Source organism: Nocardia sp. NPDC059177, from assembly GCF_042755165.1.
Taxonomy (GTDB): domain Bacteria; phylum Actinomycetota; class Actinomycetes; order Mycobacteriales; family Mycobacteriaceae; genus Nocardia.
In genome coordinates this window covers 26,305-41,766 of sequence record NZ_JBHZBX010000003.1, presented here as the reverse complement: position 1 = coordinate 41,766, position 15,462 = coordinate 26,305, and the positions used below count along the sequence as shown (strand labels likewise).

Here is a 15,462-nt window from a genome sequence, read left to right as displayed (position 1 = left end):
CTGATGGCTGACACTCTGTTGCACAGGCGAAGGACTTGTGGTGTGCTCGGGTGGGGCACCACTTGCTTGGAGGATGAGGGGCGATGGCGACGTGCACGGACGTGAGTTGGTGACGTAGCCCTCCATGATCGAATTGCCCTCCGGGCTGCATTGGCTCTCGATTCTCGCCGGCATGGAATGGCCGGACGGCAATGAAGACGAGATGTGGGCCATGGCCGAGGACTGGCGCGCGGCCGCCGAGAGCCTGCGCGGTCTCGTCGATGACGTCGATGCCGCCAAAGACGCTGCGTTCAAGGCGTATCCGCAGGGCGAGGGCGTGGACGACATGCTCAAAGCCTTCGAGAGCATGGCGCGCGGTGACCAGTCGGTCACCAAGCTGGGCGAACTGTTCGACATCCTCGGTGACTCGGTGTATCAGACCGGTACCGAGATCGAATACACCAAGATCATGTTCCTGTCCTCGCTGGGGCTGCTGGCGCTGGAAATCGCGCTGGCTTGGGCGTTTCCGCCCACCGCGCCCGCCGTGGAGGCGGCGGCGATCCTGGCGACCAGGGCCGTGGCGCGCACCATTTTCGGGCGGGTGCTCGCGGCGATCCTGCGGCACGGCGCCAAGGCCGTGCTCACCCGCGTGCTGAAGTTCATCGGTCAGCACGTGGCGATCGACACCGCGCTGGGCACCCTGCAGGAACTCGGTGTGCAGCAGTTGCAGGTCGAGCAGGGCCACCGCGAGGACATCAACTGGGATCAGGTCAGGGCCGCCGCGATCAGTTCCGCCGCAGGCGGTTTGGCGGCAGGCCCGTTCGGTGACTTCCTCGGCAGGCGGCTCGGCGACAGCATGGCGCCGTGGCTGCGCGGCGCCATCACCGGCACCGGCGCGGGCCTGGTCGGTGCGGGCGGCGGCATGCTCGGCCAGTTCGCCTACGATGGTTTCACCAAGGGCTGGGACCAGGCCTGGACCAACTTGCAGGCCGCGGCGTCGGACCCGCTGATGTGGAGCGCGGGCGCCAGCAACGGTGGGCTGTCCGGCCTGAACAAGGCGGGCGCGAATTCCGCCTGGCAGAAGATCAATCCGGGTCTGTTCGAGCGGCCCAGTTTCAGTTCGCGGATCCGCGAGGCCATGGGTCCCGGCTACGACCTGGGCAGTTTCGGGCTGGACGACACTCCGGGTGCGGGCGACGGCTCGTCCAACCGGCCCGGCGGCGAAGGCGACGACCAGGCGGGTGCCGACGGCGGCGCGACCGGACTCGGCGGTGACGACGGCGTGCGGGCAGGTGCGGGCGAGGACACCATGGGTGGCGGCTCCGGCGAGAACCGGGCAGGCGCCGACGACGGCGGTCAGTCGATGCGGCCCGCGGGCACGACACAGTCGCCGGAGGGCGATGGGCGCACCGACACGAATTCTGGTGCGGGCCAAGGACGTCAGGAATCCGGCGACGATCAGCAGGCCGGTGCCGACGGCGGCGGCGGTGGTGGACGTCAGGATGCCGAGCCGGCGGCGCGGACCGGCGAATCGCAGCAGTCCGGTGACGGTGGCCGCCAGGACTCCGGTGCGCGAGGAGACGGGGAAAGCCAGGCTGGACAAGGAGAGTCGGGCCGGGATGGTTCGCGCGCCGGGGAGGCCGAGTCGACCGCTGACGGCGCGAGTGTCAACGACGGCACGCGCACCGACGCGCAGTCCACCGGCAAGCCGATCACCCAGGTCGACACGCCTGCGGCTACCCGGGACATGGCCGCGCAGGCCGGTGCGACGCCGCTCGCGGCCGGGGTGGCCGGTGCGGGTCCGGCGGCGACGGGCGGACCTTCGCCCGCTGCGACGGGTCAGGCGCCGGTCACGAGTCAGGCGGCCACGCCCCCGGCTTCGCAGCCCGCGGCGACACCCGCGCAGTCGGCGGCCCCCGCGCAGTCCAGTTCCGCACAGTCAACGCCCGGGCAGCAGGCGGGCACGCCGGCGACGCGGCCGGGCGGAACCGATGTCCGGGCCGGTATGGCGGATGGCATCCAGAGCGGTGCCGATATTCGTTCCAGCACGCCAGGATTCAGTGCCGATCCATCAAGCATGGCGGATCCCGGGAGCGGCGCCGACCAGGCGGATACCCCGGGCGCCCGGCCCGAGGCGGAGTCGCGCGCGGGAATCGGAGAGCAGCGCGGCGCCGGCCTGGCCGATACGCCGTTGCAGGGTCTGCGGGCCGCGCCCGGCGAAGCACCGCCGGTGCGCTCGGAGCCCGAGGCCACCGCGGCGCCGGTGCGTGCCGGTGAGACCGAAGTCCGGCCCGACCTCCTCGCCGACATCGTCCCCGTTCTGCCGCTCGTCGCCACCGATCCGGGCACGAGCTCCGCGCGACCGGGCCCGGACACGGGTCGTCCAGGCGCGAGTCCCGCGCGACCGGGCCCGGAGGCGAGTCGTCCGGGCGTGAGCCCCGCGCGGCCGGGCTCGGAGACGGGTCGTCCAGGCACCGACGACGCCGCATCGCCACGCGACCGCACCGACACCGACGACAACCGCCAGCCGCCCCCCGACAGTGACGACGCCCCGCTCGTTCCCGACGCGCATCTGCCCAATGGCCAAGGCGTCGTGCATCATCCGACCGGCACCGCGATCGGCGACGACGCCCGCACCCATCGCGTCAGCCAGAACGTGCGCAACGATGGCGCCCACGATGTGGTGGTGCACGGCCGATCCGACGGCAAGGTGACCCCTGGCAATGCCGATGAGGTCGATCCGCGCCACATCGTCGATGCCATCCGCAACAACCCGAACTACGTGCCGGGCACGCCCATTCGCTTGCTCTCCTGCCACGCGGGCAATGAGAAGGGGTGGGCCCAGTACGTCGCCGATCAGCTCGGTGTTGACGTCACCGCGCCGACGGACCGGGTCGGTGTGCAGCGGGAGCCGGGCTCGGATCCGGTGGTTGATCGTGGCGGCGAGTGGCAGACGTTCAGGCCGGAATCGGCGACCACACCCGCTGAAACACCGTCGCCCAGACCGGATTCCGATTCGTCCGAGTCGCGCGACACACTCGACGGCGACGACGCGCCGCGCGATCGCGAACTCGTCGACTTCATGAGCGACGAGGATCCGCCGACCCGCCCGGCCGCCATGTCGTTCCTGACACCGGAAACCGGCACACCCAACGCACCGTTCAGCCGGACTCCCGGAGTCGACGCGCATCTGCTCGGCGCGCTGGACATGAACGACCCGATGGTGCAGACCGCGGGCGATCCGCGCCGGATCACCCATGTCAACGGGGAGCCGATCGACGAGTTCTCGCACCGGCTCAGCGAGGAACGCGGCCGCGCCTTCGTCGACGCGTCCACCCAGGACGCCGCCCTGGTCGCCGAATACGAGCAGCACAAGGCCCAGCAGAAGGCCCTGGAGGCCGAAAAGGCCGCGGCGGGGCGGGGCGTGCGCGACGCCGCCATCGCGCTCAAAGAAGCTCAGACCGCGCGCGACGCCGGAGCCGAGGACGGCGACCAGCTGGTCCGCAGCGCGCAGGAGGACCTCGCGGCGGCCAAGGACAACGCCAAAGCGGCCAAGACCGCCCTCGACAACTTCATCGCCGCCGACAAGACCGAAGCCGAAGCAGGCAATTCGCCCGCCCAACGCCTGGCGAAGGCCGAGGCCGACCGGCTGCCCGCCGCCCGGCGCGGCCACGTCACCTCGATCACCATCGACCGCCTCACCGGTCGCGTGTACGAGGCCGCCAACGGCACCGCCGAACAGCGCATCCATCCGTCCCAGCTGCATCCGACGTTGCACGACAACGTTTCCCGCTACCAGGACCCCACCGACGTCTACCACAACGGCGGCGACCGGACGCATTTCCCGCATGTGGACAACCCGCTCGGCCACGCCGAGATCCGCGGCACCAACGCCGCCCTGCACGACCGGGAACTGCTCAACCAGCAACGCGGCCCCGACGACCAGCTGCCCACCGATTTCGACGGCCTGGCCTCCATCCTCAACTCGCCGTATGTCCCCAGCCGGGACGCCGAAGCGCCCTGCTGCGCCAACTGCACCCGGGTGGTGCAGGGCACCGAGAGCACCGCGGGCCACATCATCGACGAAGGCGCCCCCCGCGTCGACCCGTTGCGGCACGCCGACCTCGAACAGGCGGCCAGGGACGGCAATCCCGTCGAACCCCGGCTGGTCTCGCCGGAATACCCGGAGACCGACTTCATGGGCGACGACGATCCGGTGCCGCCCGGCATGGAGCGCGGGGACGACGGGCGACTGCATCGGCCCGGTGACCGGCCCGACAGCTTCCGCGACCCGGACGGCACCTGGCATCACAACGACGATCCGCCCGGCACCAAACGCAATGTCGACTTCCGGCTGTACGACTCCGGCGGGTTCGTCAAGGACCATCTCACCGGCGGCGAGTACCAGCATCGCGTGCAGAAGGGCGATTCCGAGCTGCACGAGATGCGGGACCCGGAACGCGCGGCGGAGCTGAGCGAGGCCTCCGACCGGCGGCTCGAACTGCAGACCGAGCGGAACAACACGGGCAAGGAACTCGCCCGGATCATGAAAGAGTTCGGGCTCACCGACAAGCACGAACTCGCGCCCAAGGCGCTGTCGGAGAAGATCAACAGCCTGCGTCAGCAGCTGCACGACGACACGACGCTGAGCGAGCAGGACCGGATCGGCAAGCTCGAACTGCTCGGCGATCTGGCCGACGTCGCCACCGACTACAACGACCTCGGACGCGAAATGGTCGAGGTCTCCAAGAAGCTCGGTGAGCTGGCCGGCCTCGACTACGCCCTCGATCCGGATGCCAGGCCGGGCGCGGTCAAACTCTCGCCTTTCGAGGGCGCGTTCGACGGGGCGGGCGTGGTCGACATCGCGTCGTTCGTCCCACGCGCAGAGGGTGATTCGGGTCCGACGCTGTTGATTGTCGAGGCGAAGGGTGTCGGGTCGACGCTCGGTGGCTCCAAAGTCATCAGCGCCGAACAGGGTTCACCGGAGTACCTGCGCCACATCTTGAACAAGGACCGCAATCTCGTGCGGCTGCTCAACGAGACGCCCGAGCAGATGCGTGCGCGTGGCGTCGACCCCGACAGCCCCGAGGGCCGGGCGATCCGGGACGCGGTGGACCAGCTGCGCGCGGCCATGGAGGACGGCACGCTCCGGGTCGAGTACCGGTTGGTGCACGCGGATGCCGACGGGAAGGTCACCGTCACCGAGCTGCTGCTCGACCGTGACGGCGTCGACGTGCTCGCCGACGTCCCGCTGCCTTTCGACGTCGACCCCGCCACGCTCGACCGGTCCACGGGCGACGACGCCACCACCGACTACATGAACGTGCCCGACGACCCACCGGACCCCGCCACCGACGACACCGACTGGCTGGGCGCCGACGACGACGAATCCACTTCGCACACACCTGATTTCGCCGACCCGGAGCCGCCGGTGCGGGAGGTCCGCGTCGAACTCGGTGACAACGGTGAGGTCGTCGCGCTGCATGTGCGGCTCGAGGACGGGCAGTGGATCGTCGCGCGCGACGACGCGGCGGACCCGGCGCAGCCGCCCGCGCGCGGCGACGACGCCGAGCCGGTGGATACCCGCAGTGAACTGCGGAAATGGGTCGATCGGCTCAATCGTGGCTTCGAGGGGCTCACTCTCAAATACCCGTCCGGGTCCGGGCTCGACGGACGTGGCCAGACCGCGATTCGCGACGGTGTGACCGGCGGTGTCGGCATGGTGACCGACCCGCCGCCCGCGCAGACACCCGCCACGCCCGCGCCCACACCGGACGGACCGGTGATCAGCGCCCCGCCGCCGAGCGCGGGCGACCCGGCGCTGAATGTGGCGCGTATCGGCAAGGAAGGCGTGACGGTCTGGCACAACCGCGAGCACCTGCCGATCATCGGCGGCCTGATGGGCAGGCAACCGGACACGGCGGGCGAGTACCACCCGGTGTACTTCCCGGACGGCACCGAATACCGGCCGTGGATCACCGAAATGGACCCGAATGCCGTGCGCGACACGGTGATCAGCGAGCTGCGGGCGAACCGGATGGATGCCGACGAGGCGCGCGCGATCCTGCGGGAACTGTTCGACGCGGCCAGGGATCCGCAGCTGCGGCAGGACCTGATCGACGATCTGGAGTTCAACGGGCTCGTCGACACCGACGAGGCGCGGGCCATGGAGGAGGCGCCGCTGCCCGACCCGGACCTGCCGCCCGAGCAGCCCGGCCCGCCGCCGGAGGGCGAGTCGCTGACCGAGATGGCGCAGCGGCTCGGCATCGACCTCGACGGGGACAGCCCGAGCGACATCCGCGCCGCGATCGACCGGCAGACCCACCGGGTGCTGCGCGAGATCGGCGCCATCGAGGGGCTGGCCGCCGCTGCCCACCGTGCTGAAGAGGAGCAGACCCGGCCCTACCGGCGGGCCGATCACCCCGTCGACACGGATTCGGGCGTGCCCGGCGACCGGAGCGTGGCCGGGCCGGGCCGCCGCGCGGAGCTCGAGAGCGAACCGCGCGCGGACACCGATGATCTCGACGACGAAGCCGGCGGTGCCGAGCCGCGCCGCAGTCACTGGGGCGACACCAGCAGGCCGCGGGCCGTGCCGTTCTCGGCGGAGGTCAGCTTCCTCGACAAGGATCCGCTCGGCCGCTTCCTGCGCGATCTGATCGTCGCCTTCGAGGGCAGCACCGCGCTGCGCGACTACGACCGGGTCGGCAACGGCGCGGACCGGCTGCCCGAATGGGCGAGCTTCTTCGACGACCGCGAGTTGGGCCAGCACCAGGCGCGCTCGCGCGAGTTCTTCGAGCACGCGCTGCGCCGCGACCAGCTGCGCGCCGAATTGTCCAGCTGGGCAGCGATGTTCGGCCGTGGCCTGGACGAGTTGTCCGGTGACCGGCTCGAACCGACACTGAACGAGCTGCGCGAATCGGCGCGTCAGCGGGCACAGAACCTGGCTGATTTCATCGCCGCCGCGCAGCCGATCCTCCAGGGCGTCGACACGCCGCCGGTCGGCACGATGTACGGCGACCAGGTCGCGCGGGTGCCCGATCCGGACGGTGGACCCGACCGGCTGCTGGTGATCGACGGCGCGCTCGATCGCGAAGAGGCGCTGGCACGCGCATTGCGCGATCATCCCGAGCTGGCGGCCGACGTCAACAACGGTGTGCTGAAACCGGACTTCCGCGCCGCCCACGACGACGGCGCCGGGCAGCGGTTCCTCGATCCGCTGGACACCCCGGACGTGCAGCACATCCGGCGCACCGTCGACGGCGCCGAACTGCAGGTGACGATGCTGCGCGGGGAGGACGGTGAGTGGCGTCCGGTCCAGCCTGCCCCCGAGCCGCCGCCCACACCGCGTGACCGCGCCGACATGGTGCGCGAAATCGTTGATCTGGCACGGCAATTGAACCTCGGACCGGCCGCCCTGCACCCGGACAATATCGCCGACACGGTGCGCGCGCTGCACCTGGACAACGCGGTCCGGGCCGGGCAGATCGAAGCGCTGGCCGACTACGAGCGCACCATGTCCGACATCGAGAACTTCAATCTGGTCGGCGACGCGCGCAGTCAGCTGGCGGTCCGGCTCGGCATTCCGGAAGCCGAGCTCACGCCGCGCCGGATCGCCGAAGCGCTGGTCAACCCGAAGCAGAACCGGGGCACGCGCGCCCAGCAGTTCGAGGACCTGCTCGACGGTCAACAGCGCGAACCCGACCGCACCAAGGGCTACTCCCAGCAGCTGGCGAACATCGACCAGGCCGCGGTCCGGGCCGCGCAGGACGCACTGATCCAGGCCCTGAGCCCGGCAGATCCAGCCAAGCTGCGGCCGATCATCAGCGAGACCGACCGGTACGGCCGCTCGGACACCCGCCCCGCCGACACCGGCATCGACCCGGCCGCGCTGCGCAAGCGCGTGCAGCGGATGTACCGGTTCGGTCAGCGTGACCAGGCGCTCGCCGCGCTCACCGCCTACGCCGACGCGCTGCTGTCGATCGACCCGTACAAGGATGTGCCCAAGGGGGATTCGTCCGCCGACCCGCGCACCACCGGCGACCCGCACATCTACGACGCCGACGCGGTGCACGGGCTGCGCGAGGTGGTCGACAGCGCGCGTCCCGGCGGCGATCCACGCGATTTCGCCGCCCTCGTCGCGGACAATCTGGCGCACGCCTACGGCGCCGATCTGCCGGTCGACCCGAACGATCCACGCCCGCATCCGAATCGGGACTGGGCGCGGTTGGTCGGTTTCGATATCGCCACCGCCGACGACGCGGCCTTCATCAAGGCCTACGAGGCCTACCTCGACGGCAAGATCGAAAAGCACGAGGCGCTGAGTCCGGCGGAGCTGGCCGCCGAGATCGCCACCATCCGCGACGAGATCCGGACCAGGACCGAGCAGATCGAACGGCTGCGGGCCCTGACCGAGGAGTTCTACCGGCCGGTGGCCGACCTGCCCGCCGGGTCGCCGGCCAGGGAACATCCCGGCCGTAAGCCCGATGAATTGACCGAGGGTCAGCAGGGCCTGCCCGCTGGGCCGGAGCCCACTGGTGGCGAGCCCACTGGTGGTGGGCCGATTGGTGGCGAGCCTGCTGGTGGTGGGCGGACTGGTGGTGGGCCCGTCGGCCATCCGCGCGGGCTGCCGGATTCGAGCCAGGATGCCGGCGCCGATGTGCCGTCCGAGCGCGGGCAGGACCTCGACGACCGGGCCGACGCGAAGCTCGACGAGACCATGCGCAAGCTCGATGACGTCGCCGACGAGCTCGCCGAACCCCTGCCTACGCTCGACGATCTGGTCGGCCCCGGCGAACCGGTCGACCCGCTGGCCAGGATCGACGAGGCCGTCGACCGGCAGAACAAGCTGGCCGATCAGGCCGACGAACGCCGTGCCGACCACGCCGATGAGGCCCTCGACGACACGCTGCGCTCCCTCGACGGTGCCGACGAGGATCTCGCGGCCATGCAGTCGTACCTGCGAGCCCAACGCGAATTCGAGGCCGCGCAGGCCGAGATCGCGCACAGGTTCGAGGAACTGGCCGCGCAGGAGGCCGCGGCGGCTAGCCAGCGCGCGGACGACCCCGAGGCCGCGGCCGACCTCGCGGCGCTGGAGTCCTACCTGTCCGCCCAGCAGCAGTTCGACGCGCTGCGCGCCGAACTGGCCGAGGCGGCCCAGGTGCGCCCGGAGGACCTCGACGCCGAAGCATTGGCCGACGCGCGCGCACTCGAGTCCTACCTACGGGCGCAACAGGAGTTCGACGCGGCGCGGGCGGAGATGGCGGCACGGTTCGCTGCCGCGATCGAGCGCCAAGGTTCGGAGGCTACGCGGCCGGACGGTGTCAACAGTGGTGACGACGTCGAGTCCGGCGCGGACCGTGGTTCCCAGGGCGACGACAGCTCGCGCGGTGACGACAGTTCTCGTGGGGACGACGATTCCGGCGAGCCGCCGGCCCCGGCTGATCCCGGTGGGCCGCCGTCGAAACCGCCGTCCCGTCCGCCGACGGCGTCGAGTCCGGAACCCGAAGAGCCATCGAGGAATTCGTCGCCGTTGGGTTCCGGTATGCCGCAGGCGCCGGCCGAACTGGCCGTGCCCGGGGATGCCGCGCAAGATCAGCCGGACTCCGATGGTGCCGAAGCCGAGGGTGGCGCACCGCAGCGCGCGTACCAGCGCCGGGACTTCCTCAACGACGCCTACCGGTTCCTGCAGGAACTGAACGACCTGCCGCCGTCGACGCATGCCGGTACACCGCCGCTCACCCCGGAGCAGGCCGAACAGGTCCGGATTCTCGCCGAGGCCCTCGGTCTCGGTGACGCGCTGGCCGGGCAGCGTGATCCGCTCGGTGCGCTCGCCGAGATCGCGGATATGGCGCGGGCGCGTGGATTCCTCGACAGCGCACTGGATCCCGATGCCGAGCTCGGCAAGCCCATGCGGTATCCGGACGACTACGAGCCGCTGGATCTCGATGAGTTGCAGGACGGCCTCGACCACTGGCGGGTCGACGGCGACCCCGAGGTGCGCGCCGATATCGCCGATGACCTGCGCCGCGCCGGACTCGACGACGCACGCCCCGCACTCGGCACCGAACCGGAACCGAACCCGCAGGCCACGCCGTTGCATCCGTCCTCGATCCTGCCGCCGGAGGACGGTGCGCGTCAGCCCGGCGGTCCACGGCTCGAGCCCGCCCAGCAGGCGATGGACCGCCTGGCCGCCAGGTTCGGTGTGGATCTCACCGATTCCGGTTCCCTCGATGCCGCGCGTTACCGACAGTTGTTGCGGGCGGGCGCGGTCGAGGCGTTCGCCGCCGCGGTCCGCCATGCCGAGGACGCCACCGATCCGCAGCAGCGGGCCGTGCGCGAGGCCGCCGCCCGGCGCTGGGCCGCCCGGCTGGGTCTGCCCGCCGACCCCGGTCTGGTGCGTGCCGCCGACGACATCATCCGGTTGCGGTCGGGCGTATCGCGCGACGCCGCCGATATGGCACACCTGTACCAGATGGTGCGCAACCAGCTCGACGACCGCGTGCTGTCGCTGAACGTCGACGGCGACCAGATGCTGGTGCGGCTGGTGCCCGACGGGCCCGACACCTGGCATCTCGAACCACTCGCGCGACGCGAGCCGAGGCCGTTCCGGCCGGTGGACACGCCGGTCGAGGCGCCGCCGAAGAAGAACTGGCTGCGCAGGCTGTGGGATCGACTGGTCAATCGGGGCTACTACGGCGAGAACCCGAAGTATCCGTCCGGCTCGAGTATCGATGGTGCCGGTCAGTCGATGCTCGGCTACGGTGCCGGGCTGCCCCTGACCTCGACGAAGGACGCCACGCCCAACGCGCCCGGCGGTGAATACGACCAGCTGCAGATCAAATTCAACCCCGCGCGCATCCTCAAAGAGGGCGTGTACATGTGGCAGCACCGCGAACTGGTGCCGATCCTGCGGCACCTGTCCTCGCGGATCGCCGACCAGGCGGGCGAATTCCTGCCGCTGCGCAATCCCGACGGCAGCGAGTACAAGCCGTGGATCTCCGACGCCGACCCGCAGCTGCGCCGCCAGATCGAACAGGATCTGCGCGACGCGGGACTGACACATCTGCTCGAGCCGGAGAGCATGACCCCGGCCGAACTGGCCGCGGCCACCCCGCCCGAGCTCACCACCGACTCACCCGAAGCCGCGCCACCGCAGGATTCGGCGCAACCGCCCGCTGTCGCTGAACCGCTGCCGCCGTGGCTGGCCGATGTCGTGAACGCGGTCAACGACCGCATCGCCGACGCCACCGTCCTCGAAGCACTGGCCCGCGAACTCGGTGTCCAGCTCACCGATTTCAGCGATGAGGGCCTGCGTCGCGCGGTCGCCGAGGCCGAGTACCGGATGTTGCGCCGCGACGGCGTGATCCAGGCGCTGGCGGCGATCTCGCGGTTCTTCAACGCCGAGAACGCCGATATTCCATTCCGGCCGAGCAACTTCAAGAGCAACGACCCGCTCGGGGCCTACCTCAAGGAAGTCGTCTCGGCCAGGGGCGACGAGTTCAGCTTCCAGTTGATGAACTGGCGCGGAGTGAACAACGGCGGCGAATGGGTCGACCTGTGGGGCGATCTCAGCGACGACGGCAGCGGCGAACCGACCAGACAGGCCGAGGACGCGCGCCGCATCTTCGACGACGCCCTGCGCCGGGCCGGGCTGCGCGACGAACGGTCCACGTGGGCGCATCTGGCCGGCACCGATCTGACCGCGCTGGTCGACAACCTCGACGCCGAACTGGCCGCATTGCGCGGGCAACTCGACACCAATATCGGGGTGTTCGACGAATTCACCCGGCGGGTAACCGATTTCACCGAGGCCGACAGCGGGGACCGTCTCGTCATCGATCCCGGGAACAATACGATCGCGATCGTCGACACCGGTGCCGGGCACGAAGCCGCGCTGGCACGGGCCCTCGCAGACGCCGATCCGGACTTCCTCGACCGGCTCAATCGCGGCGAGGTCGACATCCAGATCCGGGTCGTCGGGATCGACGAGCAGGGCGGCGTGCACATTCTGGAGGCCGTAGCGCCCGAGGTGCGGCATCTGCGCACCGAGATCGACGGGCGCACAGTCGATGTGACGATGGTGCGCGACGGGGCGGGTCCCTGGCGGATGATCGAGACGCCGCCCAGTCATACCGAGCCGAAACTGCCGGTTGTCGCCGACGAGCCGAATCACCCTGTGCCGGAGCCTCGTTCGCTGGCCGAGGTCAGGGCCGACATCGCCGAGGTGGCGCGGCGGCTCGGCATCGACGATCCGTCGACGCTGTCGAACGCGGAAGTGGACCGGCTGCTCGCCGATCTGGACCGGGCCAATCACGTGCGCGCCCGGCAGTTGGAGGCGCTGGTCGACTACGCGCACAGCGTCGACGCGACCGACACCTTCAACGCTCTGCACAACGCACGCAGCGCGCTGGCCCTGCGGGCGGATGTCGAACCCGGCGAGCTGACGCCGGAGGTGGTCGCCGCGGCGCTCGCCGACCCCGATACCCGCATCGAGCTGCATCGTCAGCGGGCCGCGAACATCACCGCCTACGCCGAACTGCTGCACAAGATCGACCCGGTCGCCGTCGACGCCGCGCGCGCCGCGCTGGCCCCGCATCTCGGGCTCGCGCGCGGCGCACTGCCACTGAACGACGCGACGGCGCTGTCCGAGGCGCTGTCCAACCGGTCCGCCCAGGGCCGCCTCGACGATCTCACCAGTTCGCTCACCGACTACGTGCGGGCGCTGGCCGCGATCGACCCGTTCACCCGAGATCTGGTCTTCGACCCCGACACCGATCCGCGAGCCATCGGCGACGACCCACCGGTACCTCAGCGCGATGCCCTCGACTTCCTGCGTGAAGTGGGCGCCGACAACCTCACCGACCGTTCGCCCCTGCCCGCCCCGCCCCCCGACGCGGTCCGCGGCCCCGGCCGCGACAATGCCCGCCTGCTCGGCACCGACCTGACCGATGCCGACGACGCGACGGTCGCCAAGATCTACCAGTGGTTCCGCGACGGCCGCATCGACGCCCACGAACGCCTCACCCTCGAACAGATGGCCCCGGTCCACGAGGAGATCCGCGCGGAAATCCGCCGGCACGCCGCCGACATCGCCCGCCTGCGCGCCCTGCTCACCGAACCTTTCGTGACCGACCCCGAAATCGGTGCCGCGAACCCACCCAACCTGGCCGCTCCGACCGACGGCGTGCCCCCGTCGAACCCGGATGGGCCGCCTCCCGCCCCGCCGACCCCCGGCTCGCCGACCCCCGCCGTACCGACTGCGCCGGCGCGCCCGGAATTGCCCGCCGGCCCGGAGCACAACGGCGACAACGGAACTCCGCCACTCGTGCTGAACCCCGTAACCGCTCCGGGTGACCCGGGCATCCCGACGGATCGCGCGCCTGGCGAGGACGACCTGCCCGCGGCTCAGCTCGACTCCGCGGCCGCGGGTGTGCCCGAGGCGGGCGACGGGCCGCATCATCGTCCGCCGGCAGATCCGGTCGTCGGAGATGAAGCGGATCCCATCGAGCCCCGTCCGTCGGTGAACGACCGCGATGGCGTTGTGATCGGCGATGATCCGTCCGCGCCGGTTGCCGGCGATGAGACGGACTCGGGCAACCCCCACCCGAACGGCCGAGCCGGTGCCGCCGGCGACGGCGCGTCCGTGCTGAATCCGGTATCCGATCCGGGCGACCCTGGAATTCCGGATGGTGACAGTCCGGACAAGGGGTTCGACCCCGGTGGACCCGGACTACCGCCGCGTTCGCCGGAAGGGGACCGGTCCGGTCCGCGCCGACAGTTGCCGGGATCGTCCCTGCGCTCGCATATTCCGCATCCGCCACACGAGTACGAGGTGGAACTCGAGGTCCCGGTATTCGACGCCGTCGAATGGCCGGTCCCACCACTGGAATTGACCCCCGAACCCCAGGACCCCCCACAACCTCCGCGCCCACCCTTGCCACCACCCCCGGAACCCCAAGACCCACCGTGCCCACCGGAGGCACCCGAACCACCACAGCCGCCTGTGCCGCCTGTGCCGCCGGTGCCACCTGTACCGCCGGTCCCCACGGATCCACCCGCGCCCCCATGGCCGCCCGTGCCGCCGGAACTCCCGATTCCTCCACTGCCGCCGACGCCGCCGCTGCCGACGGACCCGCCGGGGCTCCCCCTCCCACCGTGGCCGACAGAACCTCCTGTGCCACCAGGAATTCCGTCTTCGCCGTGGCCGACGGAACCACCCGTACCGCCGGGTATTCCGGTTCGTCCGGGAATGCCGGAGTCGACACCGGTGGGTCCGCCGGGGATCCCGCTGCCGCCGGTATCGACACCGATCCAGCCGTCGCCGACGGATCCGCCGAACGGGCCGGCGTGGCCGGTTCAGCCGACTCCGACTCCGCCTGGTGGACCCGCCATGCCACCACTCCCACCGTGGGTGACCCAGCCGCCGGGTTCCGGCCTGCCTTACCCGCCGGACGGAAGTCAGCCATACCCACCCGCGAGCGACCAGCCGTATCCGCCGGACGGAAGTCAGCCATACCCACCTGCGAGCGACCGGCCCTACCCGCCGGGCGCAGGTCAGCCGCACTCGCCGGGAGCTGGTGAGCCGTACGCACCGGGAACCGGCGGCCCGTACGCACCCGGGAATGGTCAGCCGTACCCGCCGGTGAGCCAGCCCTACGCTCCTGGAACCGGTGCGCCGTATTCGCCGGGGAATGATCAGCTGAATCCACCAGGACCCGGTCAGCAGCGTCCGTTCGACGCCGGTCAGCCGTACGTGCCGGGCAGTGGTCAGCCGTATCCGCCCGGGAGTGGTCAGCCGTATTCGCCGGGTGCTGGTGGGCCGTACTCGCCGGGAAGTGGTCAGCACTCGCCGTCGGGGAACGTGCAACCTTATGGGCCGGGGTTCGGGCAGGGTTATTCGCCGGGGAGTGAGCAGGTCTATGTGCCGGGTAGCGGTGCGGCCTATGGGGCGGGGAACGGCAGCGGATCGGCTGGTGGGCAGCAAGGTGCGTCGATGTATCCGCCGCCGATGATGCCGCCGGGTGGTCGGCCGGGGGGTGAGCGGCGGGCGTATCGGCCGGAGTATCGGGCGCCGGTTGAGCAGGTCGTGTTGCTGGTGCGGCCGTACGGGAGCGGTGTGCTGGCGGAGTTCGATCCGCGGTCGGGGGCGTTGCGGCCCGCGGCGCCGGGGCAGCTCGGCGCGGACGGGTTGTACGGGGACCTGGGCGGGGTGACGGTGATCTTCTATCGGCTCGCCGATCGGCTGCTGGTGCAGGTCGGCAGCCAGGCGATCGACGTCACCGACGGCGCGCACATCGGGTGGGAGCGGTCGGCGCAGCGGATGACGCGGTTCACCGTCGCTGTCGACGGCAGGCCGATGGGTGAGCTGATCTACCGTGCCCTGCCACCGGAACTGGACCTCGGCCTGCTGGTCCGTAACGTGGTTGCCGACCCGGCGAACCGGATGACAATCTTCAGCGACCGAGCCTGACCGATCGGAGAGGT

Annotated in this window: 1 protein-coding gene; it reads left to right on the top strand. The window is 70.8% G+C overall.

Annotated elements, in window-relative coordinates; all coding sequences use genetic code 11:
- Nucleotides 1-124: 124 nt before the first annotated feature.
- A complete protein-coding gene (locus tag ACFXK0_RS05140) occupies nt 125-15,448 on the top strand; it encodes a hypothetical protein (RefSeq protein WP_379408528.1) in 15,324 nt (5,107 codons plus the stop codon).
- Nucleotides 15,449-15,462 lie beyond the last annotated feature (14 nt).